Source organism: Pseudomonas sp. MWU12-2319 (genome assembly GCF_023242525.1).
Classification (GTDB): Bacteria; Pseudomonadota; Gammaproteobacteria; order Pseudomonadales; family Pseudomonadaceae; genus Aquipseudomonas; species Aquipseudomonas gingeri_D.
Window position 1 is genome coordinate 13,429 of sequence record NZ_JALJES010000029.1, and the last position, 25,166, is coordinate 38,594.

Consider the following 25,166-nt stretch of genomic DNA (forward strand, 5'->3'; position numbering starts at 1 on the left):
CCTCCTACAATGGGTCGCGTTGGGTGTTATCTGCAGGCCTCAGGCGCTCCAGCGCTCCCGATACTCCAGCAGAAAATCGACAAACGCCTTCAACCGCAACGGCACATGTCGACCATGGGGGTAGAGCAGGGTGAACGGCCGCGAGCGGCCAGCGAAGGGGTGGAGCACTTCCACCAGCGAGCCGTCGGCCAGTTCCTTTTCGACAATGAAACGATAGGTCTGGAACAACCCGGCACCGTTCTTCGCCAGTGTCACTCCGCCCAATACATCATCGGAGCAGCAGTAGCTGCTCTCGGCCAGCAGCTCCCGCTCCTTGCCCTCGGCATCCTTGAACAACCAGGCAATCCGCCGACCGCTGCTGGGCAGTTCGAACTGGATGCACTCGTGCTGTGGCAGGTCTTCCAGCGTTTGTGGTGTACCGGCTCGTTGCAGGTATTCAGGCGTGGCGATCACCACCAGCGCGGCGTCTTCCAGATGTCGTGCAATCAGCCCCGAATCAGGCAGCACCCGCACGCGGATCGCCAGGTCGTAGCCTTCTTCGACGAAGTCGATATTGCGGTTGCTGATATGCACCTCGACCTTCACCGCCGGATAGCGCTTACGAAAGGCCGGTAGCAATGGCAGGATGCGGTGGTGGGCGTAGGGTGTCGGGATGCTGATGCGCAAGGTGCCGGCCGGTTCCTGTTGCTTGCCCATGACTTCCCGTTGCGCTTCGGTCAGTTGGGTCAGGGCCTGCTTGCATTGTTCGAAGTAGCTGCGGCCGCCCTCGGTCAGGCGCACGCTGCGGGTGGTACGGGTAAACAGCCGCACGCCGAGGCGTTCTTCCATGCGCGACACCGAGCGACTCACCGCCGCCGGCGTGACCCCGGCCACCTGGGCGGCGGCGGTGAAGTTGCCGGCCTCGGCCGCCAGGCAAAACAGCTCGATGCTGCCGAGCATGAGGTCGTCGAACTGTCGTTGCATGATTGATTACACTGGGGGATCAAATGAGGTACGGGCATCCGTATTTATCAAATGAGTGTGGGGCAATAAAGTGAGTTCCACCAGCGCGTCGCCAAACCTTCTTTCAACCACTGGAGCACAGCATGCCTTTTGTCAGCGTTCGTATTACCCGTGAGGGCGTGACCCGCGAGCAGAAAGCCCAGGTCATCGCCGAAATCACCGAGACTCTGCAACGGGTGCTCGGTAAACCGCCGGAGGTGACCCATATCGTGATCGAGGAAGTGGATACCGATAACTGGGGGCATGCCGGCTTGAGCGTCACGGAGCACCGCAAGTCCAAGGAATAAAATCGGGTCCAATAGGGGGGCGAACCGATTCGCGTCTGCCGAGCATCAGGACGTGGTTAACCACGGTCTGTAGGAGCAGGGCTTGTCGGGACGCCGCATCGCCGCGAAGCTTTTGGCGATCTTGAAGGCCTCTTCGCTGGCAAGCCAGGCTCCTACAAGGGAGCGTGTTTCCAAGGTGAGTTCAGTGGCCAGCTACCACCCGCGCCGAACCTTCTGCAGGCTCGGCATACACCGGCCCCAGTCGATCCAGCCGACCGCTCCAGGCTGTCAGTGCCAGGGCCACCAGCACCACCAATCCGCCAATCCAGGTGGTATGGATCAGGCCCAGGTTGGCGACGATCAGGCCACCGATCCAGGCCCCGCCGGCAATGCCGAGGTTGAAGGCGGCGATATTCAGGCCCGAAGCTACATCCACCGCATGAGGCGTGTGATGTTCGGCCTGGCGCACTACATAGATCTGCAGGCCCGGCACATTGCCGAAGGCCACCGCGCCCCAGGCCAGCACGGTCAGCAGGACCAACCAGGGATTGCCGGCGGTGAAGGTCAGCACGAACAGCACGACCGCCAGCAGCAGGAAGATCAGCTTCAGCGCGCCAATGGGACCGCGTTTGTCCGCCAGTTTCCCGCCCCAGATATTACCCACCGCCACCGAGACACCGTAGACCAGCAGTACCAGGCTGACGGTGCCGGGCTGAAAGCCGGAGATGTCCTGAAGGATCGGCGCCAGAAAGGTAAAGGCGATAAAGGTGCCGCCATAACCGGCGGCGGTCATCGCATACACCAGCAGCAGACGCGGTTGCTTCAACACTTGCAGTTGTTGCAGCAGTGAGGCCGGCTTGTTGTGTGTGATGTTCTTCGGCACATAGATCAGGCTGCCGATAAAGGCGATCACACCCAGGGCGGACACGGCGAGAAAGGTTTCGCGCCAACCGAAATGCTGGCCGATAAAAGTCCCCAGGGGTACGCCGGTGACCAGGGCCACGGTCAGGCCGGTGAACATGATGGCGATCGCACTGGCGGCCTTTTCCTTCGGCACCAGGCTGGTGGCGATGGTCGAACCGATGGAGAAAAACACCCCGTGGGCCAGGCCGGTGACGATGCGCGCGAGGATCAGCGACTCGTAGCTCGGCGCTTGCCAGGCCAGCAGGTTGCCGAGGGTGAACAGTACCATCAGCGACAACAGCAGGAGTTTGCGCGGGACCTTGCCGGTGAGGGCGGTCAGCACCGGGGCGCCGATGGCGACACCCAGGGCATAGAGGCTGACCAGCAGGCCGGCGGAAGGCAGGTCGACACCGAGGTCGGCGCCGATGGTGGGTAACAGGCCAACGATGACGAACTCGGTCGTCCCGATGGCAAAGGCGCTGAGGGTCAGCGCCAGCAAGGCAATGGGCATGGCTGCAACTCCGGTAGGTTTGATCAGGAGCGCAGTGTCGGGGTTTCACTTGTGCGGAAAAATACAGGTAAAGGCACAACATATTTGATCTGTAGGCAAATATTCATACGATATCGAACCGTCCAAATACCTATCGGGACGAACAAACGAACTTTGCCGCCCCATTGGCACTCAGTCTCTTACAGAGATGGCTGATGAGGTGCCTGGTTTTGTCCCGATTCAATACGACGCTACTGCTGACCCTGTTGCTCTTGTGCGCCAGCGGCGGGGTGGGTGCCGCCACGGCGCTGCCGCTGCCTGCCAGCCCTCCCTCCAGCACACCCGCCAAACCCGATGTGCTGGTACAGGGCGGACTGCTCGGCACCCTCAGCTCCAGCATCGATGACGCGCAGAACCAGCTTGACCTCAACGGTCACCTGCTCGACGCCTGGCGCCTGCGGGCCGATCGCGCGGCCGACGAGATGGGGCAACTGGTCAGCCAGACCCGCGAGCGTTCGCCCTGGGGCGTGGCCGGCGACTTCCTGTTGTTATCGGTCGCCTGGCTCGCCAGCTTCGCGGCCCTGGTCAAGGCGGGGCGTTTCGCCGCCCGCCGCATCAACCGGCACCGCTGGTTGCAGCCCCGTGAGCGCAGTCAGTCCGTGCTCGGTTATGCCTTGCCTTACCTGTTGCCGGCGTTGCTCTCCCTGCCATTCACCCTCTATGTCGGTCACTTCCTGCCGGCCTCGGCGGGACGGGCGCTGGCGTTGTGCCTGACCTACGCCACCAGCAGCGGCATTTTCACCAGTGCGGCCCTGCTTTGCCTGACGGTGCTGTTCAACTTCGGCCACAAGCGCCAGGCCGTGCGGATCATTTGCGCGGACAGTCCGCGGCAGCTGTTTGCGATCGGTTTCCTGGCCGCCTTGAGTGATGCCCTGACCAGCCCGCAGATCGCCCTGCAACTGGGCAGCAATATCACCAGCAGCGTTGCGGTGTTCACTGCCCTGTTCGCCTCCATCCTGTTCGGCGTGCTGGTCTTCAGGTTGCGGCGACCGGTGGCGCACCTGATCCGCAATCGCCCGTTGAGCCAGCGCCTGAAGCAACCGGCGCTGCAGGAGTCGCTGCGGATCTTTTCCGGGCTCTGGTACTGGCCGATCCTGTTGATGGTGCTGGTCTCGACGGTCAACCTGATCGGTGCCGGCGAAGACAGCCAGAAAGCCTTGCGCTGCGCCTTGCTGACCACCGTGCTGCTGATTGCCACGGTGTTTCTCAGCACCGTGTTCCAACACCTGTTCAAGGCTCGTGGGATGGCGTCGATCCAGCGCAGCAGTGTGTACAAGGAACGCTTGCTCAGCGTGCTACACGCTGTGCTGCGTATCGCCCTGGCGGTGGGCTTTATCGAACTGCTGGGGCGGATCTGGGGTTTTTCGTTGTATGAATTCGCCGAGCAGAACAGCGTGGGCCGGGCCATCAGCGATTCCCTCAGCCGTATCGGCCTGATCCTGCTGGCAACCTGGTTGCTCTGGGTGGTGCTCGACACCGCGATCCAGGAATCCCTCAAACCGCCGATCAACCGCCGCGCTTCGCGCCAGCCGAGCATGCGGGCGAAAACCATCCTGCCGCTGCTGCGCAATGCGTTGAAAGTGATCCTGCTGGTGATCGGTGCGATCACCACCCTGGCCAACTTGGGGATCAATGTCGCGCCGTTGCTGGCCGGTGCCGGGGTGGTGGGGCTGGCCATCGGTTTCGGTTCCCAGCAGTTGGTCCAGGACGTGATCACCGGGCTGTTCATCATCATCGAGGACACCCTGTCCATCGGCGACTGGGTGGTGCTCGATTCCGGTCATGCCGGTACGGTGGAGGGCCTGACCATTCGCACCTTGCGTCTGCGTGACGGCAAGGGGTTCGTGCACTCGGTGCCGTTCGGCCAGATCAAGGCGGTGACCAATCAATCTCGGCAATTCGCCTTTGCGTTTTTCTCGGTGCAGTTCACCTATGACACCGATGTCGACAAGGCCACCGAGTTGATTCGCGAGGCCGGGCGCTCGATCAGCGAGGACGCCCTGCTCAAGTTCAACCTGCAAGGTTCGCTGGAGGTGTTCGGGATCGATCGCATGGACCTCAACGGCGTGGTGCTGACGGCGCAGTTCCGCACGATCTCGGGCGGCCAGTACAGCGTGAACCGGGCGTTCAACGAGCGGCTGAAGAAGCTGGTGGACCAGAGTCCGTGGGTGCATTTCGCGCAGACTTATCCACAGCCGGTGATGCTGGCGCCGAGGGGGCAGACGGTAGAGCAAGAGCCCACGCCCCCAGGGGCCGTGTAGGCGTTTTCAGAGACGGTACTGGGTCAGTTTTTTTCGGACTTCGGCGGCGGCCACCTGATCCAGTTCCAGCCAATATGACTGCTGCCCGGCGATCTCTGCCGCAGCCGGAACACCGTCGCGATACACCAGGCGATTCCCCGCCAGCGCCGGCACCTTGGCGCCCGGCAGCAAGGTCCCCGCCAGGTTCAACGGATCGGCGCCGCACACCGTGATCAGGCTACCGTCCGCCGGGCGCCGACGCACTTCGCGCAACAACGGAATCGCCTCTGGCAAGGCAAACTGCTCACCTGCCAGACCGCTGATAAAACGCCCACCACGAATCTCGCCGCGGGCTTCCAATCGATGAAAGGTACGCAGCAATTCCCGCCAACTCGGTAACCAGTCCGCCTCACGCTCCAGCAAGCGCCAGAACACCACGCCGTAACGCCGCAGCAAGGTCATGGCGATATGTTCCAGGGTTTCGGCTGGCACTTGACCACCCGTCGGCACGACTACCGCGGAGCGCCGCAGCAAGGCCCAGCGTCCGGCATCGTCCATCCCGCCGACAAACGCCCCACGCCCACGCCGAGTACTGCGGGCCTGGCGTTTGCTGGCCGGAGTGATCAGTGCCCGCAAACCGGCAAAGCTGTCGGCATTTACCCAACCGGCGCCGACCAACTCCTGCAAGGCGGATTCCAGCTCGGTAGGCAGCAGATGCGCCTCGTGCAGCAACTCGTCGAAAAACAGCGCGCCCTGTTGCGTCAGCGCGGCATGAACCTTTTGCGTGCGCGGCGACAACTCTTCCACCGCCGTCTGTTCCGCCAGGCTGCTCCACAGCGCGACCTGGCCTCGGGGCAGCAACACCACCGGCGTACTGCGCGAGGCCGCGCTGGCGCTTTTGCCACGGGCACTGAGGCGGGCCCAGACCAGCTTGCCCGAGCGACACAACTCATCCAGCCAGCCCGGCGAATACTCCTTGATCCGCGCGGCCAGCACATCGCTGTCCCAGGCCCCGGCGGCAACCGGGTAGCCTTCGAACTGGCTGACGATCATCGCCAGGGCCGCGCTGCCCTGGCCCTGGCAGGCGGGGGAAAGGTGTTGCCAGTCGAACAGGAAACGCATGAAGTCCTGCACCGCCACTGGCTCGATTTCCCGGCGCAAACGCTTGACCGTGTAACGGTGGATGCGCGCCAGCAGGTGACGTTCGCACCACTGTTCCCGAGGTGCCCCCGGACTGAACTGACCCCGCAGCACATAACCTTCGCTTTCCAGCTTCGCCAGGGCCTGGGTCAGTGTGGCGCTGGAGAGCGCCAGGGGCTCGGCGATCTCGGGCAGCGTCAGCGGGGAAAAACCACTGAGGCGGGCGCGGACCACCTCGACGGCAGCCTCATCGGCCTCCCACGGCTGATCGAAACCCACTGGCGGTTGCAAGGGCGGGTGCCGCAACGCCTGTGGATAAAGTGCTTGCAGGCAGGTCAGGCGTTCCAGGGCGGTCCACAGTGCGTGGGATTTATCGACTTGCAAACGTGTGGCGCGACCTTGTACCGCGAGCGCCGCCAGCCAGGCTGACCACGAGGGATTGGCCTGGGCTTCGGCGTCGGTGATCGCGGCCAGGCTCATCAACGCCTCATGCATTTCATCCTCGCCGTTCGGTGCGGGCCAGGCTTCCTCGGCCACGGCCCGGATGGCTTCGGCATCCAAGGCGCCGAGGTCGTCGGTGCTGGTGGGATCGCTCCAGCGACGGTTCAGCACGGCCTGGGTGCGACGCTCTTCCAGCGGTGCATCGTCGAGAAAAGTGTACGGCCGGGCGCTGAGAATTTCCGCCGCCAGGGGCGAGGGCGCCGGCAGGTCGCGGGCGATCAGCCGCACGTCGCCGGCCTCCATGCGCCGCAACAGGGCCAGCCAGCCTTCGCAGTCCATGGCCTCGTGCAGGCAGTCGTCGAGGGTCTGTTCCACCAGCGGGTGGTCGGGAATCTCGCGCTCGCCGGCAAGGTTTTCCAGGCAGGCGATCTGGTCCGGGAAGACGCAGGCGGTCAGGTCTTCGCTTTTCATCCGCTGGATCTGCGGCGCCACCTTGCGTCCGCCGACAAAACGCGGCAGCGCCAGCGCGACCCCGGCATTCCAGCGCCAGCGCACGCCAAATAAAGGGGCGTCGAGCACGGCCTGGATCAGGATGTGTTCGGCCGTGCGGCTGTTGAGGTAACGCCAGACTTCGTCGAGGGCAAAGCTGTGGCTGGTGGACAGCGACAGCACGATGGCGTCTTCGCTGGCGGCAGCCTGCAATTCGAAGTTGAAGGTGCGGCAGAAACGCTTGCGCAAGGCCAGGCCCCAGGCGCGGTTGATCCGGCTGCCGAACGGTGTGTGGATCACCAACTGGGTGCCGCCGGACTCGTCGAAGAAACGCTCCATGATCAGGGTATCCTGCGAGGGCAGGGCACCGAGGCTTTGCCGGGCGCGGGCCAGGTACTCGACGATCTGTTCGGCGCTGGCCGGGTCCAGGCCGAGGGTCTGGCGCAGCCAGTCGAGGCTTGGCTGCAAGTCTCCCGGTGTGGTGCCCAGCAATTTATCCAGATGGGCCTGCAGGCGCGCCACGGCGAAGGACAGCTCGGCACTGCGCCCCGGTGCCTCGCCGAGCCAGAACGGAATGCTCGGCGGCTGGCCGTGGGCATCCTCGACCCGCACCTTGCCGGTCTCGACCCGCAGGATGCGATAGGAACTGTTGCCCAGCTGGAACACATCGCCGGCGATGCTTTCCACCGCGAAGTCCTCATGCACCGTGCCGATATTCAGGGCCTGGGGTTCGAGCAGCACGCTGTAGTCGGCGTTGTCCGGGATGGTCCCGCCGCTGGTGAGGGCGGTCAGTTGGCTGCCACGGCGGCCACGCAGGCTCTGGCTCAGGGCATCGCGGTGAATATAGGCGCTGCGCAGACCCTGGCGACTGTTGAACCCTTCGGCGAGCATCCGCAGCAGCGCCTGATAGTGGGCCTCGTCCAGCTCGGCATAGGGCGCGGCGCGGCGGATCAGTTCCAGCAGCGGCTGTTCCTGCCATTCCTGGCAACTGACCTCGGCGACGATCTGCTGGGCCAGTACGTCCAGCGGTGCGCGGGGGATCAGCAAGGTGTCCAGTTCGCCCCGGCGCACGCAGTCGAGCAGGGCGGCGCACTCGATCAGTTCGTCCCGCGAAGTGGCGAACAGCCGCCCCTTGGGCGTGCCGCCGACCTGGTGGCCGGAGCGTCCGACCCGTTGCAGAAAGGCCGCGATGGAGCGTGGCGAGCCGATCTGGCAGACCAGTTCCACCTCGCCGATATCGATCCCCAGTTCCAGCGAGGCGGTGGCGATCAGCACCTGCAGTTCGCCGCGCTTGAGCCGTTGTTCGGCATCCAGGCGCTGTTCCTTGGCCAGGCTGCCATGGTGGGCGGCCACCGCCTCCTTGCCCAGGCGCTCGCTCAAGTGCCGGGCCAGGCGTTCGGCCAGGCGCCGGGTATTGACGAAAATCAGCGTGGTGCGGTGCTGCCGGGCCAGTTCGGCGAGGCGTTCGTAGACCAGTTCCCAGACATCGTTGGCCATCACCGCCGTCAGCGGCACGGGGGGGACCTCGACCCCCAGGTCCCGGGGACGGGCATGGCCGATATCGATGATTTCACAGGTGCGACCGGTGCCCACCAGAAAGCGCGACACCGCATCGATGGGCTTTTGCGTGGCCGACAGGCCGATACGCAGCAAGGATTCGCCACACAATGCCTGCAACCGTTCCAGGCTCAGGGCCAGGTGGCTGCCGCGCTTGCTGGATGCGATGGCGTGGATCTCGTCGACGATCACCGTACGCACAGTGCTCAACATGCGCCGGCCGGAATCGGAGCCAAGCAGCACGTAGAGTGATTCCGGCGTGGTCACCAGGATGTGCGGCGCGGTCTTGCGCAGGCGCGTGCGTTCGTTCTGTGGGGTGTCGCCGGTGCGCACCGCGGTGGTGATTGATAACGACGGCAGGCCCAGCAGTTCGAGCTGTGCGGTGATGCCCGCCAGTGGATCCTGCAGGTTGATACGGATGTCGTTGGACAGCGCCTTGAGCGGCGAGACATAGACGACCAGGGTTTCGTCCGGCAGTGCGCCGCCCTGGGCCAGGCCCCGGTGCACCAGATCGTCGATCACCGCGAGAAAGGCGGTCAGGGTCTTGCCGGAGCCGGTGGGCGCGGCGACCAGCGTCGAGCGGCGCTGGCGGATCAACGGCCAGGCACGGGCCTGGGCGGCGGTGACGTCCGGGAAGGTATTGCGAAACCAGGCGCTGACGGCCGGGTGGAAACCCGCCAGGGCGTCATGGGCCGATTCGGGAAGATTCATGGGTTTATTTATGCGGTCGTCCGGCCCAAGTTGCAAGCCGATGGGCGCTCTCTGGCACTTTATCCGTGACGGTTGCGCGCAAAACCCGCAAAATGCAAGGATTCTGGCTATTGCCAGCGGTCGGCTACAAGCTGGCCGCCAATCACCATCGTTCTGAACAGACCTGGGCCTGCTGACTCTATGCGAATGCGCCTTATGTTACTGGGCGGCGGAAATGCCCTTGGGCAGGCGCTGATTCGCCTCGGTGCGGAGGAAGACATCGGTTTCCTCGCCCCCCGTCCGCCACAAGACGGCTGGGATGCCGCGAGCCTCACGCAACTGCTCGACGACACCCGTCCGGATGCGTTGATCAACCTCGCCTTCTACTTCGACTGGTTCCAGGCGGAGACGGTCGGCGAGGCGCGCCTGGCCGACCAGGAGCGTGCGGTCGAGCGGCTGGCCGAACTTTGCCAGCACCACAACATCATCCTGCTGCAACCTTCCAGTTATCGGGTGTTCGACGGCTCGCGGGCCACCGCCTACAGCGAAAAAGACGAACCCGTTCCTCTGGGGCTGCGTGGCCAGGCGTTGTGGCGGATCGAGCAGAGCGTGCGCGCCACCTGCCCGCAACATGTGTTGCTGCGCTTCGGCTGGTTGCTCGACGACAGTACCGAGGGCACCCTCGGACGTTTCCTGGCCCGGGCCGAGAACCCCGACGAACTGCTGATGGCCGATGACCGACGTGGCAACCCGACGCCCGTGGACGACGCGGCCCGGGTGATCATCTCGGTGCTCAAGCAACTCGATTGTGCCGCGCCGCTGTGGGGTACCTACCACTACGCCGGCCACGAGGCGACCACGCCGCTGGCCCTGGGCCAGGCGATTCTCACCGAAGCCCGGCAGTTGCACCCGCTGGCGATCGAGGCGCCTACCGCCCAGGCTCATGCCGCGCGTCCAGATGCGGCGGAAGAGCCGCAGCACGCGGTGCTGGCCTGCAAGAAAATCCTCCATACCTTCGGCATCAAGCCGCGTGCCTGGCGTGCGGGGTTGCCGGCGCTACTCGACAGGTTCTATCGTCATGGCTGATGCCCCCATTCTTATCACCGGCGGCGCTGGCTTCATCGGCTCGAACCTGGCCGAAGCACTGCTGGAGCAAGGCTACTCGCTGCGTATCCTCGACGACCTGTCTTCCGGCAAGCGCAGCAACCTGGCCCTGGACAATCTCCGGGTCGAGCTGATCGAAGGCGATGTGGCCGATGCCGCCCTGGTGGCCCAGGTGATGCGCGGTTGTCAGGCCGTGGTGCACCTGGCGGCGGTGGCTTCGGTGCAGGCTTCGGTGGAGGACCCGGTGCGGACCCACCAGAGCAACTTCATCGGCACGCTGAATGTCTGCGAGGCCATGCGTCAGGTGGGTGTCAAGCGGGTATTGTTCGCCTCCAGCGCGGCGGTTTACGGCAATAACGGCGAGGGCGAGTCGATCATCGAGGACACCGCCAAGTCGCCGCTGACACCCTATGCCTCGGACAAGCTGGCCAGCGAGCAGTACCTGGACTTCTACCGCCGCCAGCATGGCCTGGAACCGGTGATCTTCCGTTTCTTCAATGTCTTCGGGCCGCGCCAGGATCCGTCCTCGCCGTATTCCGGGGTGATCAGTATTTTCTGTGAGCGGGCCTTGAAAGGTTTGCCGATCACCATTTTCGGTGATGGCGAGCAGACCCGGGACTTTATCTACGTCGGTGATCTGGTGCAGATCCTGCTGCAGGCGCTCAAGGCTTCGCAGGTGCAGGAAGGCGCGATCAACGTTGGCCTGAACCGGGCGACGACGCTCAAGCAGATGCTGCTGGCGCTGGGCGAGGTGGTGGGTGCGCTGCCGCCAGTGACCTACGAACCGGCGCGCTCTGGGGATATTCGTCATTCGCGGGCGAATAACCAGCGGATGCTGGAACGTTTCGAGCTGGCCGAGCCGACGCCCATGAGTGTCGGCCTGGCGCGTTTGCTGGGGCGTTGAGGTCGATCATCTGAAATGAGAAAGGCGCCTGATCCCGGCGCCTTTTTCATGGGGTGATGGAAAGCGGGTTCTGCTTAGAACTTGTAGCCGATACCGACCATGTAGACCCACGGATCGACTTTCACATCCACCTTGGTCTGGCCGACGCCCAGGGCGGTCGGGCCGTCGACGGTGGCCTTGGTGTCGATGTCCACGTACCAGACCGAGGCGTTGAGCAGCATGCGGTCAGTGAGCATGTAGTCGAAGCCCAGTTGCCCGGCCAGGCCTACCGAGTTCTGCAGCTTCAGGTTGCTGAAGCCTTCGTCCTTGCGCTGGCTGGTCAGGTCTTCACCGAAGAACATGGTGTAGTTGATGCCGATACCACCATAAGGCTGGAACTTCGAGGCGGCATCCAGTGGGTAGTACTGCAGCGACAGGGTCGGTGGCAGTTGCTTGATATCCCCCAGTTGGCCGTCCAGCGCCGGGCCGAGGCCCCTGACCGACACTTCGTGGTGGAACGGCGTGGCGGCCAGCAATTCCAGGCCGATATGGTCGGTGAACATGTAGGCAAAGGCCAGGCCCAACTGGGTATCGCTGTCCACCGTGGCTTTGGTGCCGGAGATTCGCGTGCCGTCGAGTTTCAGATCGCCGCTGCTGTCGTTGGGCGAAACGGTGGCTGTACCGGCACGGACGATGAAATCACCGGCCTGGTGGGCGTGGGCAAGGGGCGCGGCGAGGGCGAGCGCAACGAGAGAGGCGCTGAGCAGGGACTTGTGCATGGGGGGCTCCAAAGGACGTTTTGAATTCACTGTGTCCAATGGTAATGAGCGCCCCGGGCCGGTCGTTGACTCAGCTCAATGAAAGGCCAATGGCGGGGGCGAGTCGGGAACTTTTGTGGGGGGGCTGCCGGCCTCTTCGCGGGCAAGCCCTGCTCCTACAGTTTCATGTCGGTCACAAAACCTTGAGCAGATCCTAATCCTGTAGGAGCAGGGCTTGCCCGCGAAGAGGTCCGACCAGGCACCGCTGGGCGACCAGCCTTACTCCGGTAATTCGTACACGTAGATCTTCTGCGCCTCCATGCTGTACCCCGCATCCGCCAGGTCGCTGGTGCTCTGCTTGACCTGCATGTCACCTTCAATCCAGTACGGCTGGTACAACTCGTCGACCTTGACCCCCAACTCACTGGTCACATGCACGATCTGGTTCGACGGCGGTGGCGGCACATGGATGCAGGCGCCGAAGTACGGTACCAGCAGAAACTCCGTGGTCCGCCCTTCCTCGCTCACTTCCAACGGTACGATATACCCCGGCAGGCGCACATGCTGGCCGTCCAGCGCCTTGACCACCGGCGCATCGGGCAGCGACTGCTTGGCCGCCGGTGCCGCCTCGATGTTCATGCTGCCGATTTTCGACAGGTCATGCAGCGGCGTCATCTGCGGGATTTCCGGCGGCGCATCGGGCGGAATCATGTCCTGCCAGGCCAGTTCCTTGGGCTTGTCATCGGCCCACGACGGCGTGGCCGTCACCACGGACAGCGCCAGCAGCACAGCGGCCAGGACTTTATTCTTCATCGCAACACTCATAAACGGATGGACAGGCCATCGGCCAGGGATTGTCGATAGGCGCGCCACGCCGGCACGCTGCCCATCAACAGGGCGGCGACGAGGATACCGCCGAGCAGCGTCCATTCATATTCGCTTGGCCAGGAGAGTGGCAGGTACAGCCCGTAATTCGACTGCACATATCCCTGGGCCAGGGCGATGCACAGGTACAACAGGCCGAGCCCGGCCATCACCCCGGACAACGCCAGGGCAAAGGCTTCCAGTATCAGCAGACTGGCGATATGCCAAGGCCGCGCGCCCACCGAGCGCAGGATCGCCATCTCCCGGCGCCGCTCGTTGAGGCTGGTGAGGATCGCCGTGAGCATGCCGATCAAACCGGTCAGGACCACGAACAGTGAGACCACGAACAACGCCTTTTCCGCCGTGCCCATCAGGCTCCACAGCTCCTGCAAGGCCACGCCCGGGAGGATCGCCAGCATCGGCTCGCCCCGGAATTCATTGATCTCCCGTTGCAGGGCGAAGGTCGAGACCTTGTTGTTCAGGCCGAGCATGAAGGCGGTGATGGCTTGCGGCGTCAGGTCCATATTGCGGGCCTGATCGGCACTGATGCGCCCGGCACCGTGGGCCGGTACACCATCGTGCCAGTCGATATGGATCGCCTCCATGCCGCCGAGGCTGATATGCAGCGTGCGGTCCACCGGCGTGCCGGTGCGCTTGAGGATGCCGACCACGGTGAAGGGCTTGTCGTCATGCTTGACCAGGCTGATGGCGGCCACGCCATGGGCCAGCACCAGCTTGTCGCCAAGCTTGTAGTGCAGGGCGTCGGCCACTTCGGCGCCGAGCACCACCTCGAACGGATCGGTGGCGAACGGGCGGCCTTCGGCCAGTTGCAGGTTCTGCTGGTGGCCGTACTGGTAATGCTCGAAATAGGCCTCGCTGGTGCCCAGTACGCGGTAGCCGCGGTGGGAGTCGCCGAGGGACATCGGGATCGCCCACTTCACTTTCGGGTTATTGGCGAAATGTTCAAAGCTGTCCCAACGGATGTTGTTGGTGGCGTTGCCGATGCGAAACACCGAGTACAGCAGCAGGTTCACAGAGCCGGAGCGGGCGCCGACAATCAGGTCGGTGCCACTGATGGTGCTGGCGAAGCTGGCGCGGGCTTCGGTGCGCACGCGCTCCACGGCCAGCAGCAGGCAGACCGACAGGGCGATGGCGAAGGCCGTGAGCAGGGCGGTGAAGCGGCGGTTGGCCAGGCTGGCCAGGGCCAGACGAAACAGATACATCTCAGACCTCCGCGGGCGTGGCCGCGCGATTCAATTCGGACAGCGACAGGTGACGATCGAACAGCGGCGCCAGGCTCTGGTCATGGCTGACAAACAGCAGGCTGGAACCGGCTTCGCGGCATTCGGCGAACAGCAGTCGGATAAAGGCTTCGCGGGCATCGTAGTCCAGCGCTGAAGTCGGTTCGTCGGCGATCACCAGTTCGGGTTGGCCGATCAGCGCGCGGGCGGCGGCGACCCGTTGCTGCTGGCCAATGGACAGCGAGTCGGCGCGCCGTTCCAGCAGGGCCGGATCGCTCAGGCCGAGGTGGGCGAGCAGGGTCGCGGCGGCCTGGTCGGCACTGCCGTGGCGCTGGATTGCGCGGCTGGCGCGCAATTTGGAAAAGTGGCAAGGCAGCTCGACGTTCTCGCGTACCGAGAGGAACGGCAACAGGTTGAACTGCTGGAAAATATAACCGGTGTGATCGACGCGAAAACGGTCGCGGGCACCGGCGCCCAGTTCGGTGAGTTCCTGGCCGAGCAGGCGGATGCTGCCGCGGCTGGGTTTCTGCACGCCGCCGAGCAGGCCGAGCAAGGTGGTCTTGCCGCTGCCGCTGGGGCCTTTGAGGAACAGCGTTTCGCCCGGTTCCAGGCGGAACGCCGGGATGTCCAGCAACTGCGGATGACCGGGCCAGTTGAAGCCCAGGTCGGACAGTTCGATAAGTGCTTGGGTCATAAAGGCCGATTCACAGGTGGTGTGCTCTTGTAGGAGCCGGCTTGCCGGCGATGCGGGCGGCGCAGTGCTTCATGCAGACCGCGTTATCGATCATCGCCGGCAAGCCGGATTCCACAAGGATTGAGGTCGATCAGAATTTCAGGGTGGCAGCCTCAGGCGTGACGTCAACCCCTTGTTGACCACTGCCGGAAATCAACTGCACCTGGATCTTGTGGGTAGCCGGGAACGTCTTGAACACCTGGCCCAGGTCCAGGGTCTTCAGCGCGGCCGGGGTGGTGCAGGTGAACTGGTAGTGGGCGTGGATCTCGCTGTGATCGTGATGATGCTCGGCCACGGCGGGTTGGGTGCCGGCGGCGGCCTCCGGAGCGTGATCGTCGTCATCATCGTCATCGGCCTCTTCAGGCGCCGGATCGCCGAACAGCGGGCTTTCCAGTTCCTGGTTGGCCACTACGCAACCGGCGCCTTTCGGCAGGTTGAACAGCTCCAGCGGCTTGTCCAGCAGCGCGCGTACGGCGGCGACCTTGGCCTTGTCGGCGTCGCTGGTGGCCGGGTGTTCGAAGCCCACCAGGTTCATCGCCGGGCTTTGCAGTTCGAGTTCCAGGGTCTGGCCGTCCAGCGCGGCGTTCAGCCGGCCAACGCCGTGCTCGTGGGCGCCGAGGCTGCCATGTTCGTGGGCTTCATGGGCCTGGGCGGCAACCAGCGGGAGCAGGGCAAAAGGCAGGGCGAGCAGCAGGTGGCGCATGGCGTTTCTCCAGGAACGGCAATAAAGGTGTTTTGTTATGTGATCTTATAACAATTTATGGCTTGTTCGGCCACTGACTTGGCGTCTCGGGTGGCGCGTGGGAGCATGGGTGCCTGCAATCGCGAGGTGAGCATCATGGTGCGAATTCGAGGCACCATTGGCCAATGGCCGGTGGATTTGACGTTGGAGCTGGATGAGAGCGACTGGGCGCGCTTGGGGGCGCAGTTGCAGGTGACGGTGCCGGCCGAGGCGGGCGCTACGGTAGCGGCAAGGCCGGTGAGCCAGGACGACGCGCTGTGGCAGACGGCCAGGGACCTGGTGCGCCAGGCCGGGCAGATCGATGGGCCGCAGTTGCTCGGGCAGTTGGAAGCGTTGGCGGGGAGCACGGCGGCGGCCAAGCGCTTGTTGGTGCGCTTGCGTCATTGCAGCGAGGTCAAGGTGCTGAGCGGGGTGGATTCGCCGCTTTACAGCTGGGTTGAGGCCTGAGGGCGGAACGCCAACCTCATACACGGCACGCATCCTGTAGGAGCCGGCTTGCTGGCGATGCAGGCACCGCGGTGTTTCAGGAAGACCGCGTTATCGTTCATCGCCAGCAAGCCGGCTCCTACAAATCGCGTCAGTACAACGCAGCAAACAGCCGGCGACGGTAGGTGGTCACCAGCGGATGGTCGTTGCCCAGCAGGTCGAACACCTGCAGCAAGGTCTTGTGCGGCAGGCCTTCGCTGTAACCACGATTACGGGTAAACAGCTTGAGCAAACCCTCCAGTGCCGCTTCGTACTGCTGGCGCGACAGTTGTTGTACCGCCAACTGATAAGCCGCTTCGTCATCCTGTGGGTTTTGCGCCAGGCGCGCTTTCAAGTCAGCGACCTCCGGCAGGTCAGCCGCCTGACGCAAGAACGTCAACTGCGCCTTGGCCCCGGCCAGCGCGGCCTTGTGCTCGTCGCTCTTCACGGCGTCCAGCACTGCCTGGGCTTCACCCAACTCACCGCGCTCGGCCAGGCAACGGCCATAAAGGATCAGCGCCTTGGCGTTGCTGTTGTCTTCACCCAGCAGTTCCTTCAGCACAGCTTCGGCATCGCCGATCCGACCGTCGGCAAACAGTGCTTCGGCCTGTTCAAGAGGATCGGCCTCCGCCGGCGGTGGCATCTGCACATGGGGTTCAAGCAGTTTGCGCACCGCCGATTCCGGCTGGGCACCCGCGAAACCGTCAACCGGCTGGCCGTCCTTGAACAGCACCACGGTGGGCAGGCTGCGAATGCCGAAGCGGGCGACGATGTCCTGCTCGGCATCGCAATCAACCTTGGCCAGCAGCAGTTCGCCCTGATAGCTCTCGGCGATCTGTTGCAGCATCGGCATCAGGGCCTTGCAGGGGGCGCACCACTCGGCCCAGAAGTCCACCAGCACCGGCTTGTGGAACGAGTTCTCGATTACCGACTGGTCGAAGTCAGCGGTGGTGGCGTCGAAAATGTAGGGGGAGGGCTGAGTCATCGGAATCTCGGAAAACGGGGAATGGAGCCACTATAAAGCCTGGGCCCGATGGCCGGAAGCAGGCTGACGCTGAGCATGGTAAAGGCTGACATGGCGAAACTCTTCCGGCTCCGCCAGGTCCGGCAGGGTGAAGGCTTCGAGCATTTCCAGGCGGCGATACAGCGGATGACGGAAATCCCGTACCCGTGAATCGGCCACCAAGGCCTCCTGGCCGCGACTGAGAAACTGATCGAGCAATGGCAGGTTTTCCCGGTCATAGAGCACATCCGCCACCAGGATCAGGTCGAAGCGATCGCTCTCGGCAAAGAAGTCCTCGCTGTAGCTCAGCTCCACGCCGTTGAGCGTGGCATTCGCCCGGCAGGCCGCGAGGGCCAGCGGGTCGAGGTCGCAAGCCACCACTTCGATTGCCCCGGCCCGGGCTGCGGCAATTGCCGCCACGCCGGAGCCGGCGCCGAAATCCAGCACCCGCTTGCCCGCCACCCAGTGGGGGGTTTCAGCCAGGTAGCGGGCCATGGCCAGACCGCTCGCCCAGCAGAAGCTCCAGTAGGGCGGCTCATGGAGGATTCGCCGGGTTTCCTCGGGGGTAAAGGCGCGATCCATGTTGTGCGCGTCGATCAGCCACAACTGCAATGCGGTCCCTGGCAACTCACAGGCCACCAATTGCGCATCGCCCAGCAACTCGCTCAAGGAGTGTTGCAGGCCTGGCGGTGCACTCATGGCGCGGTAAAAAATTGCAACTGGCCCAGGGCCTGGGTGGTCGGTTCGGTGATACTTCGCGATGGCAGATGCAGGATCAATTGCCCGGACAGGCTGGCCCGCCCGCGCAATTCCACGCGGCTGCCCACCGGGAACACTTCCGGGTTGAAGCGCAGGCGGAACGGCAGGATCTGGCCAGTGCCGTTGATCTTGCTGCTGGCCAGCAATTGCTGCGGACGACCGCGTTCGTCGATCACCAACAGCGCCAGTTCCACCTCCGCGCCCTTGGGCACGCCCTGCAAGGTGCCGCTCAATTCACGCTGAAAAGCGGGCAAGGGCCCGAGCTCCTCATAGGGACTGACCGGTTTGCTCGTCTGCTGTTGGGCCGGTGCCACCGGAGCAGGCTTGGGCGGCGGGCTGCCGCAAGCGGCCAGGAGGCCGGCGAGACTGAGCAAAACAAGCGGTCGTACTGACATGAACGGCTCCAACGCAAGACGAAATCCGGTGCATCTCTATGGATAAAAGGTAGTCGGGCGACTGTATACCGCAAACCCTATGGCTTGTCTTGCCACGGGGATGCGCTACCATGGCCCTCCCATTTTTTGTTGCCTGCCACCATGCACTGTCCCTTCTGCGGTGCCAACGACACCAAAGTCATCGACTCGCGTCTGGTCGCCGAGGGCGAGCAGGTGCGCCGCCGGCGCGAATGCCTGGCCTGCGGTGAACGTTTTACCACCTTCGAGACCGCCGAACTGGTCCTGCCACGCCTGATCAAACAGGACGGCAGCCGCCAACCCTTCGACGAAGAAAAACTCCGCGCGGGCATGCAGCGCGCGCTGGAAAAGCGCCCGGTCAGTGTCGAACGCCTGGAGGCCGCACTGGTGCACATCAAGCACAAGCTGCGGGCCACCGGCGAGCGCGAGGTCAAGTCGCTGGTCGTCGGTGAACTGGTGATGACCGAGTTGCAGAAACTCGATGAAGTCGCCTATATCCGTTTCGCTTCGGTCTATCGCCGCTTCCAGGACCTCAACGAGTTCCGCGAAGAGATCGACCGCCTTGCCCGCGAGCCCGCCAAAGAATGAGCCTTTCCACCGAGCAGGCCGTCCTCGACGCCCACTACATGGCCCGTGCCCTGGAGCTGGCCCGCAAGGGCCGCTACTCGACGCACCCGAACCCACGGGTCGGCTGTGTGATCGTGCAGGCGGGCGTGGTGGTCGGCGAAGGCTGGCACGTGCGTGCCGGCGAACCCCATGCCGAGGTGCATGCCTTGCGCGAGGCGGGCGAAAACGCTCGCGGGGCCACGGCCTACGTGACCCTGGAGCCGTGCAGCCACTTCGGCCGTACACCGCCGTGTGCCGATGCGCTGGTCAAGGCCGGCGTGGGGCGGGTGGTCGCGGCCATGCAGGACCCCAATCCGGAAGTTGCCGGTCGCGGCCTCAAGCGCCTGGCCGATGCCGGCATCGCCGTACACAGCGGTGTGCTGGAAGGTGAAGCGCGGGCGCTGAACCAGGGTTTTCTCAAGCGCATGGAACACGGCGTGCCGTTTGTGCGGGTCAAGTTGGCGATGAGCCTGGACGGTCGCACCGCCATGGCCAGCGGCGAAAGCCAGTGGATCACCGGCCCCGAGGCGCGTTCCGCCGTGCAGCGCCTGCGGGCCCAGGCCAGCGTGGTGCTGACCGGCGCCGACAGCGTGCTGGCGGACAATGCGCGGATGACCGTGCGCCCCGCCGAGCTGGGCCTCGATCCCGAACTGACCGCCCTGGCCGAACGCCGTCCACCCCTGCGGGTGTTGATCGACGGTCGCCTGCGGGTGCCGCTGGATGCCCCGTTCTTCACGGCAGGTCCTGCCTTGGTGGTGACCTGCGTTCCGGGTGCCGCCGAACGCTATCAAGCCCTGGGCCATGAATTGCTGGAAGTGCCCGGCGCCGAAGGTCATGTCGACCTGCGCCGGTTGCTGACGGAACTGGCCGCCCGTGGCATCAACGAAGTGCTGGTGGAAGCCGGCCCACGTCTGGCGGGCGCCTTTGCCCGGCAAGGCCTGGTGGACGAATACCAATTGTTTGTCGCCGGTCGGTTTCTCGGCTCCACGGCGCGCCCATTGTTGGACTGGCCGCTGGAGCGGATGCACCAGGCGCCGCGGCTGAAAATCACCGAAATGCGCGCTGTCGGCAGTGACTGGCGAGTCACCGCAATACCTGATCCCGCACCCGGCGTATAATTTTTGGCTTGCGCCACGCGCGGGCCTGTTCTCGAGGAGGACTTCATGTTTACCGGCATTATCGAATCCATCGGCAGTATCCGTGCCCTGAACCCCAAGGGCGGCGACGTCCGCGTCTACGTGGAAACCGGCAAGCTGGACCTGGCCGACGTCAAGCTCGGCGACAGCATCGCGGTCAACGGCGTCTGCCTGACCGCCGTCGAGCTGCCGGGCGACGGCTTCTGGGCCGACGTCAGCCGTGAAACCCTGGACTGCACCGCCTTCAACCAATTGAAGGCCGGCAGCCGGGTCAACCTGGAAAAAGCCCTGACCCCGACCACCCGCCTGGGCGGGCACCTGGTCAGCGGCCATGTCGACGGTGTCGGCGAAGTGGTCGCCCGTGAAGAAAACGCCCGGGCCATCCAGTTCCGTATCCGCGCGCCGAAAGACCTGGCCAAGTACATCGCCCACAAGGGCTCGATCACCGTCGACGGCACCAGCCTGACGGTCAACGCCGTGAACGGCGCCGAGTTCGAACTGACCATCGTCCCACACACCCTGGCTGAAACCATCATGGCCGACTACCGTCCAGGCCGTGAGGTCAACCTCGAAGTCGACCTGCTGGCCCGTTACCTGGAGCGCCTGCTGCTGGGCGACAAGGCCGCGGAACCGTCGAGCGGCGGTATTACCGAAAGTTTCCTGGCCGCCAACGGCTACCTCAAATCCTGACACTCAAATTTTGAAAGAAGGAGGGTGCCGCGTGGCGCTCAACACGATTGAAGAACTGGTCGAAGACATTCGCCAGGGCAAGATGGTCATTCTCATGGATGACGAAGACCGCGAGAACGAAGGCGACCTGATCATGGCCGCCGAATGCTGCAAGGCCGAACACATCAATTTCATGGCCAAGCACGCCCGTGGCCTGATCTGCATGCCGATGAGCCGCGAGCGTTGCGAACTGCTCAAGCTGCCGCTGATGGCGCCGCGCAACGGTTCCGGTTTCGGCACCAAGTTCACCGTGTCGATCGAAGCCAGCGAAGGGGTGACCACCGGCATCTCCGCCGCCGACCGCGCCCGCACCGTGCAAGCGGCCGCGGCCAAGGACGCCAAGGCTGAAGACATCGTCAGCCCCGGCCATATCTTCCCGCTGATGGCCCAGCCCGGCGGCACCCTGGCCCGCGCCGGCCACACCGAAGCCGCCTGCGACCTGGCGCGCATGGCCGGTTTCGAGCCAAGTGGCGTGATCTGCGAAGTGATGAACGACGACGGCACCATGTCCCGTCGCGCCGAACTGGAAACCTTCGCCGCCGAACACAACATCAAGATCGGCACCATTGCCGACCTGATCCACTACCGGATGATCCACGAACGTACCGTTCAGCGGATTGCCGAGCAGCCGCTGGACAGCGAACTGGGGCATTTCAACCTGGTGACCTATCGTGATTCGGTGGAAGGCGACGTGCACATGGCCCTGACCCTGGGCAGCTTCTGCGCCGAAGAGCCGACCCTGGTGCGGGTGCACAACATGGACCCGCTGCGCGACCTGCTGATGGTCAAGCAACCCGGGCGCTGGAGCCTGCGCGCGGCCATGGCCGCGGTGGCCGAGGCCGGCAGCGGTGTGGTGCTGTTGCTCGGTCATCCGCTGGATGGCGACGTCCTGCTGGCGCATATCCGTGAGACCGCCGAGCAGGTGCCGGCGAAAAAACCGACCACCTACAGCATCGTCGGTGCCGGTTCGCAGATCCTGCGGGACCTCGGCGTACGGAAAATGCGCTTGATGAGTGCGCCGATGAAGTTTAATGCGATATCCGGTTTCGACCTGGAAGTAGTAGAATACGTGCCCTCCGAATAAAGACTGGCTGCTCGCGGCCCTTGATTCGCGGTTCAAATATCCCTGAGGGGCGCGTACTAGGCACGCCCCGGCTCTTTAAGAGAATTGTCGAATGACCCTGAAGACCATCGAAGGTACCTTCATCGCCCCCAAAGGCCGTTACGCCCTGGTGGTCGGCCGCTTCAACAGCTTCGTTGTCGAAAGCCTGGTGAGCGGCGCCGTTGACGCCCTGGTTCGCCACGGTGTCAGCGAAAGCGACATCACTATCATCCGCGCACCGGGTGCCTTCGAAATCCCACTGGTTGCGCAGAAAGTCGCCCAGAAAGGCGACTTCTCGGCGATCATCGCCCTCGGCGCGGTCATTCGTGGCGGTACTCCGCACTTCGAATACGTGGCCGGCGAATGCACCAAGGGCCTGGCCCAGGTCTCCATGGAATTCGGCGTACCCGTAGCCTTCGGCGTGCTGACCGTTGACTCCATCGAACAAGCCATCGAACGTTCCGGCACCAAAGCCGGCAACAAAGGCGCCGAAGCCGCCCTTTCCGCCCTGGAAATGGTCAGCTTGCTGGCGCAATTGGAGGCTGTGTGATTAGCGACGAAAGCGATCGTTTCAACCCGCGCGATCCGAAGCCTGAAGGCGCCGGCAAGCCTTCCAAAAGCGTCAAGCGTCGCGAAGCCCGTCAGCTCGCGACCCAGGCCCTGTACCAGTGGCACATGGCCAAGCAGTCGCTGAACGAGATCGAAGCGCAGTTCCGGGTCGACAACGATTTCAGCGACGTCGACGGCGCCTACTTCCGTGAAATCCTCCACGGCGTTCCGCAGTTCAAGAGCGAGATCGACACCGTTCTCAAGCCGTGCCTGGATATCGAGATCGAAGAACTGGATCCGGTTGAGCTGGCGGTATTGCGCCTGTCTACCTGGGAACTGCTCAAGCGCGTCGACGTGCCCTACCGCGTGGTGATCAACGAAGGGATCGAACTGGCCAAGGTCTACGGTTCCACCGACGGTCACAAGTTCGTCAACGGCGTGCTCGACAAACTGGCGCCGCGCCTGCGTGAAGCTGAAGTGAAGGCGTTCAAGCGCTGATCCGCGCTTGACCTGTGCATGGGCGAGTTCGAGCTGATCCGCAATTTCTTCGCCGCCGCGCCCTGTGCGCAGGCCGGCGAGGGTGTTGCCCTGGGCATCGGCGACGACTGCGCCCTGCTGAGCGTCCCCGCCGGGGAGCAACTGGCGATTTCCACCGACACCCTGGTGGCCGGTGTGCATTTCGCCGATCCCTGCGACCCTTTCCTGCTCGGCCAGCGCGCGCTGGCTGTTGCCGCCAGTGACCTGGCCGCCATGGGCGCCACGCCCCTGGCCTTTACCCTTGCCCTGACCTTACCGCACAACGATGCCGGTTGGCTGCAAGGCTTTGCCCGTGGTTTGAACCTGATGGCGCAACACTGCGACTTGCGCCTGGTGGGCGGCGACACCACCCGTGGGCCGCTGTGCCTGACGCTGACGGTATTCGGCCGTGTGCCGACGGGCCAGGCGCTGACCCGCAGCGGTGCACAGGTCGGCGACCTGCTGTGTGTCGGCGGCGAGCTGGGCAATGCGGCGGGCGCCTTGCCGCTGGTACTGGGGCAGCGTACGGCGGAGCCGGCGATTGCCGAGCCGCTGTTGGATCACTACTGGTCGCCCAAGCCGCAACTGGCGTTGGGTCAGTTTTTGCGCAACAGGGCGACCTCGGCGCTGGATATCTCCGACGGTCTATTGGCCGATTGCGGACATATCGCGGCAGCATCCTCCGTCAGATTGCAGGTGGAGCGCGAGGCCTTGCCGTTGTCTTCGGCGCTGCTGGCCTTTCTCGGCCTGGACGGCGCCCGCGAGGCGGCCCTCAGCGGTGGCGATGACTACGTATTGGCCTTCACCCTGCCAGCCGCCGAGTTGCCCGGGTTGCTGGCCGCGCAGCCATCGGTCCGGGTGATCGGGCAGGTGCTGGCCGGGCAGGGCGTGGTCCTGGTGGATGCCGTCGGCCACGACATCACGCCGGCACGCCGGGGCTACCAACATTTTCCGGAGACACCGTGACAGATCATCCCAAGCAGGTCCCGGCCGAGTTCGTGCCGCCGTCGGTGTGGCGCAATCCCTGGCATTTCCTGGCCTTCGGCTTCGGTTCCGGGACCTTGCCCAAGGCGCCGGGCACCTGGGGCTCGCTGGTTGCGCTACCCTTTATACCGTTATGGCAGATGTTGCCCGACTGGGGCTACTGGCTGATGCTTGGCGTCACCATGCTGTTCGGCTTCTGGCTGTGCGGCAAGGTTGCCAACGATCTGCGGGTACATGACCACGAAGGTATCGTCTGGGACGAGATGGTCGGGATGTGGATTACCCTCTGGCTGGTGCCGGACGGTTGGTACTGGCTGTTGGCGGGTTTTGCGTTGTTCCGCTTTTTCGACATCCTCAAGCCCTGGCCGATCCGCTGGATCGACCGGCATGTCCATGGCGGCGTCGGCATCATGCTCGACGACGTACTGGCCGGGGTTTTCGCCTGGCTGGCCATGCAAGGGCTGGTGCACCTCTTTACCTGAGGGTTCAGGCATGTCTGGCTGTCGGTTGTGGGTCGTGCTGCTCTGTCTGTGGGCGGGTGGCGTTGTAGGCAATGCCGTTCAGGCCCGTGAGGAAACCTCTCTGCCCGGTGTGATCCACCTTGCCAGTGAGGAGTGGGTCGATTACACAGGCGCCGACGGACGTGGCATGGCCTGGGATATCATGCGCGAGATCTTCGAGCCCAAGGGCGTCAAGGTGCTGATCAGTACCGAGCCCTACGTTCGGGCCATCGGACTGGTGCAGCGGGGGGAGGCGGACGCCTGGGTCGCGGCTTATCGCAACGAGGTGACGGGAGCCCTTTATCCGCGCTGGCATTTCGACGTCGATCATCTCTATGCCCTGGGGCTGGCAAGTAATCCGCAACCGACCTTGGAAACCCTGGGTGTTTATCGTCTGGCCTGGATGCGCGGCTACAAATACCAGGATTACCTGCCCAACGTCCGCCATTACAACGAAATCGTGCGGCGTGACGGTGTCTTGTCGATGCTGGCCCACAGTCGTGCCGACTATTACATCGATGCCTTGTCCGAGGTGAATGATGTACTGGGACATGCCGCGCACCCTGAAATGTTCCGGAGCAGCCATTTGCTCGACCTGCCGCTGTACCTGGGGTTTGCCGACAATGCGCGGGGGCGCTCACTGATGGCCTTGTATGACCAGCGTATGGAAGAACTGGTCAAAAGTGGCGAGTTGCAGAGCATTTTCGAGCACTGGAAGCAGCCGTATCCGTTCGACGCCATGCCGCTGCCGGTGACGACGAATCAAACTTATTGATAGTTATCATGGATAATTCAGCCTAA

The 25,166-nt window shown here is 63.9% G+C and carries 25 protein-coding genes; 14 read left to right on the plus strand and 11 right to left on the minus strand.

What is annotated here, in order from left to right:
- Positions 1–39: 39 nt before the first annotated feature.
- Positions 40–963 (minus strand): LysR family transcriptional regulator, encoded by a 924-nt coding sequence (locus tag M5C01_RS30815; RefSeq protein ID WP_152742143.1) that lies wholly within the window; start codon positions 961–963, stop codon positions 40–42.
- 122 nt (positions 964–1,085) lie between these two features.
- On the opposite strand from M5C01_RS30815, the gene M5C01_RS30820 reads away from it, so the two are divergent.
- On the plus strand, positions 1,086–1,289 hold the full coding sequence (locus M5C01_RS30820; RefSeq protein WP_100944373.1) for a 4-oxalocrotonate tautomerase family protein: 204 nt from the start codon (positions 1,086–1,088) through the stop codon (positions 1,287–1,289).
- Between the two features lie 181 nt (positions 1,290–1,470).
- Here M5C01_RS30820 and M5C01_RS30825 read toward each other — a convergent pair whose 3' ends face one another.
- Entirely contained in the window at positions 1,471–2,682 is a 1,212-nt protein-coding gene (locus M5C01_RS30825) for an MFS transporter (RefSeq protein ID WP_103495543.1), read from the minus strand.
- Between the two features lie 209 nt (positions 2,683–2,891).
- On the opposite strand from M5C01_RS30825, the gene M5C01_RS30830 reads away from it, so the two are divergent.
- Complete coding sequence (locus M5C01_RS30830) at positions 2,892–4,982, plus strand: mechanosensitive ion channel domain-containing protein (protein ID WP_248764450.1); 2,091 nt, start codon at positions 2,892–2,894, stop codon at positions 4,980–4,982.
- 6 nt (positions 4,983–4,988) lie between these two features.
- Here the strand turns inward: M5C01_RS30830 and M5C01_RS30835 are convergent, their stop codons facing one another.
- Complete coding sequence (locus M5C01_RS30835; RefSeq protein WP_152742141.1) at positions 4,989–9,299, minus strand: DEAD/DEAH box helicase; 4,311 nt, start codon at positions 9,297–9,299, stop codon at positions 4,989–4,991.
- Positions 9,300–9,479: 180 nt separating this feature from the next.
- Between M5C01_RS30835 and M5C01_RS30840 the strand changes: the two genes are divergently transcribed.
- Both M5C01_RS30840 and M5C01_RS30845 read left to right on the plus strand, forming a co-directional pair.
- Entirely contained in the window at positions 9,480–10,364 is an 885-nt protein-coding gene (locus M5C01_RS30840) for a sugar nucleotide-binding protein (protein WP_152742140.1), read from the plus strand.
- Entirely contained in the window at positions 10,357–11,286 is a 930-nt protein-coding gene (locus tag M5C01_RS30845; protein WP_152742139.1) for an NAD-dependent epimerase/dehydratase family protein, read from the plus strand. Before M5C01_RS30840 ends, M5C01_RS30845 begins: the two co-directional genes overlap by 8 nt.
- A 74-nt stretch (positions 11,287–11,360) precedes the next feature.
- Here the strand turns inward: M5C01_RS30845 and M5C01_RS30850 are convergent, their stop codons facing one another.
- From M5C01_RS30850 to M5C01_RS30870, 5 genes are all read right to left on the minus strand, one after another.
- Complete coding sequence (locus M5C01_RS30850) at positions 11,361–12,044, minus strand: OmpW family outer membrane protein (protein ID WP_152742138.1); 684 nt, start codon at positions 12,042–12,044, stop codon at positions 11,361–11,363.
- A 258-nt stretch (positions 12,045–12,302) separates the two neighbouring features.
- The gene (locus M5C01_RS30855) at positions 12,303–12,836 is read right to left on the minus strand and encodes a DUF3299 domain-containing protein (RefSeq protein ID WP_152742137.1); all 534 of its coding nucleotides are present in this window, start codon (positions 12,834–12,836) and stop codon (positions 12,303–12,305) included.
- Positions 12,837–12,844: 8 nt separating this feature from the next.
- On the minus strand, positions 12,845–14,110 hold the full coding sequence (locus M5C01_RS30860) for an ABC transporter permease (protein WP_152742136.1): 1,266 nt from the start codon (positions 14,108–14,110) through the stop codon (positions 12,845–12,847).
- 1 nt (position 14,111) lies between these two features.
- Entirely contained in the window at positions 14,112–14,822 is a 711-nt protein-coding gene (locus M5C01_RS30865; RefSeq protein WP_100944382.1) for an ABC transporter ATP-binding protein, read from the minus strand.
- 130 nt (positions 14,823–14,952) lie between these two features.
- Entirely contained in the window at positions 14,953–15,564 is a 612-nt protein-coding gene (locus tag M5C01_RS30870; RefSeq protein WP_103495550.1) for a DUF2796 domain-containing protein, read from the minus strand.
- A 135-nt stretch (positions 15,565–15,699) separates the two neighbouring features.
- On the opposite strand from M5C01_RS30870, the gene M5C01_RS30875 reads away from it, so the two are divergent.
- Positions 15,700–16,050, plus strand: coding sequence for a hypothetical protein (locus tag M5C01_RS30875; protein WP_152742135.1), 351 nt, complete (start codon positions 15,700–15,702; stop codon positions 16,048–16,050).
- A 130-nt stretch (positions 16,051–16,180) separates the two neighbouring features.
- On the opposite strand, the gene trxA is transcribed toward M5C01_RS30875, so the two are convergent.
- Genes trxA through M5C01_RS30890 form a run of 3 tightly spaced genes read right to left on the minus strand, consistent with a single transcriptional unit; the run spans position 16,181 to position 18,225 of the window.
- A complete protein-coding gene (gene trxA / locus M5C01_RS30880) occupies positions 16,181–17,053 on the minus strand; it encodes a thioredoxin (RefSeq protein WP_103495551.1) in 873 nt (290 codons plus the stop codon).
- 30 nt (positions 17,054–17,083) lie between these two features.
- Positions 17,084–17,770 carry a 50S ribosomal protein L11 methyltransferase gene (locus M5C01_RS30885; protein WP_152742134.1) on the minus strand — a complete coding sequence of 229 codons (687 nt, stop codon included), beginning with the start codon at positions 17,768–17,770 and terminating at the stop codon, positions 17,084–17,086.
- Positions 17,767–18,225, minus strand: coding sequence for a hypothetical protein (locus M5C01_RS30890; protein ID WP_103495553.1), 459 nt, complete (start codon positions 18,223–18,225; stop codon positions 17,767–17,769). The genes M5C01_RS30885 and M5C01_RS30890 overlap by 4 nt, the downstream gene beginning before the upstream one ends.
- Before the next feature lie 141 nt (positions 18,226–18,366).
- Here M5C01_RS30890 and nrdR point away from each other — a divergent pair, with 141 nt between their 5' ends.
- The 9 genes from nrdR (at position 18,367) to M5C01_RS30935 (ending at position 25,140) form a co-directional block, all read left to right on the plus strand.
- A complete protein-coding gene (gene nrdR, locus M5C01_RS30895) occupies positions 18,367–18,831 on the plus strand; it encodes a transcriptional regulator NrdR (protein WP_177101692.1) in 465 nt (154 codons plus the stop codon).
- A complete protein-coding gene (gene ribD, locus M5C01_RS30900) occupies positions 18,828–19,967 on the plus strand; it encodes a bifunctional diaminohydroxyphosphoribosylaminopyrimidine deaminase/5-amino-6-(5-phosphoribosylamino)uracil reductase RibD (protein ID WP_152742133.1) in 1,140 nt (379 codons plus the stop codon). Before nrdR ends, ribD begins: the two co-directional genes overlap by 4 nt.
- Before the next feature lie 45 nt (positions 19,968–20,012).
- On the plus strand, positions 20,013–20,675 hold the full coding sequence (locus M5C01_RS30905) for a riboflavin synthase (protein ID WP_152742132.1): 663 nt from the start codon (positions 20,013–20,015) through the stop codon (positions 20,673–20,675).
- Between the two features lie 31 nt (positions 20,676–20,706).
- Entirely contained in the window at positions 20,707–21,798 is a 1,092-nt protein-coding gene (ribBA, locus tag M5C01_RS30910; protein WP_100944390.1) for a bifunctional 3,4-dihydroxy-2-butanone-4-phosphate synthase/GTP cyclohydrolase II, read from the plus strand.
- Positions 21,799–21,889: 91 nt separating this feature from the next.
- Complete coding sequence (gene ribE, locus M5C01_RS30915) at positions 21,890–22,366, plus strand: 6,7-dimethyl-8-ribityllumazine synthase (protein WP_040071241.1); 477 nt, start codon at positions 21,890–21,892, stop codon at positions 22,364–22,366.
- Entirely contained in the window at positions 22,363–22,863 is a 501-nt protein-coding gene (gene nusB, locus M5C01_RS30920; protein WP_177101688.1) for a transcription antitermination factor NusB, read from the plus strand. The genes ribE and nusB overlap by 4 nt, the downstream gene beginning before the upstream one ends.
- An 18-nt stretch (positions 22,864–22,881) precedes the next feature.
- Positions 22,882–23,847 (plus strand): thiamine-phosphate kinase, encoded by a 966-nt coding sequence (gene thiL / locus M5C01_RS30925; protein WP_152742130.1) that lies wholly within the window; start codon positions 22,882–22,884, stop codon positions 23,845–23,847.
- Positions 23,844–24,347, plus strand: a complete 504-nt coding sequence (locus M5C01_RS30930) for a phosphatidylglycerophosphatase A (protein WP_178130030.1) — start codon at positions 23,844–23,846, stop codon at positions 24,345–24,347. Before thiL ends, M5C01_RS30930 begins: the two co-directional genes overlap by 4 nt.
- Positions 24,348–24,357: 10 nt before the next feature.
- A complete protein-coding gene (locus M5C01_RS30935) occupies positions 24,358–25,140 on the plus strand; it encodes a transporter substrate-binding domain-containing protein (RefSeq protein ID WP_152742129.1) in 783 nt (260 codons plus the stop codon).
- The last annotated feature ends 26 nt before the right edge of the window (positions 25,141–25,166 follow it).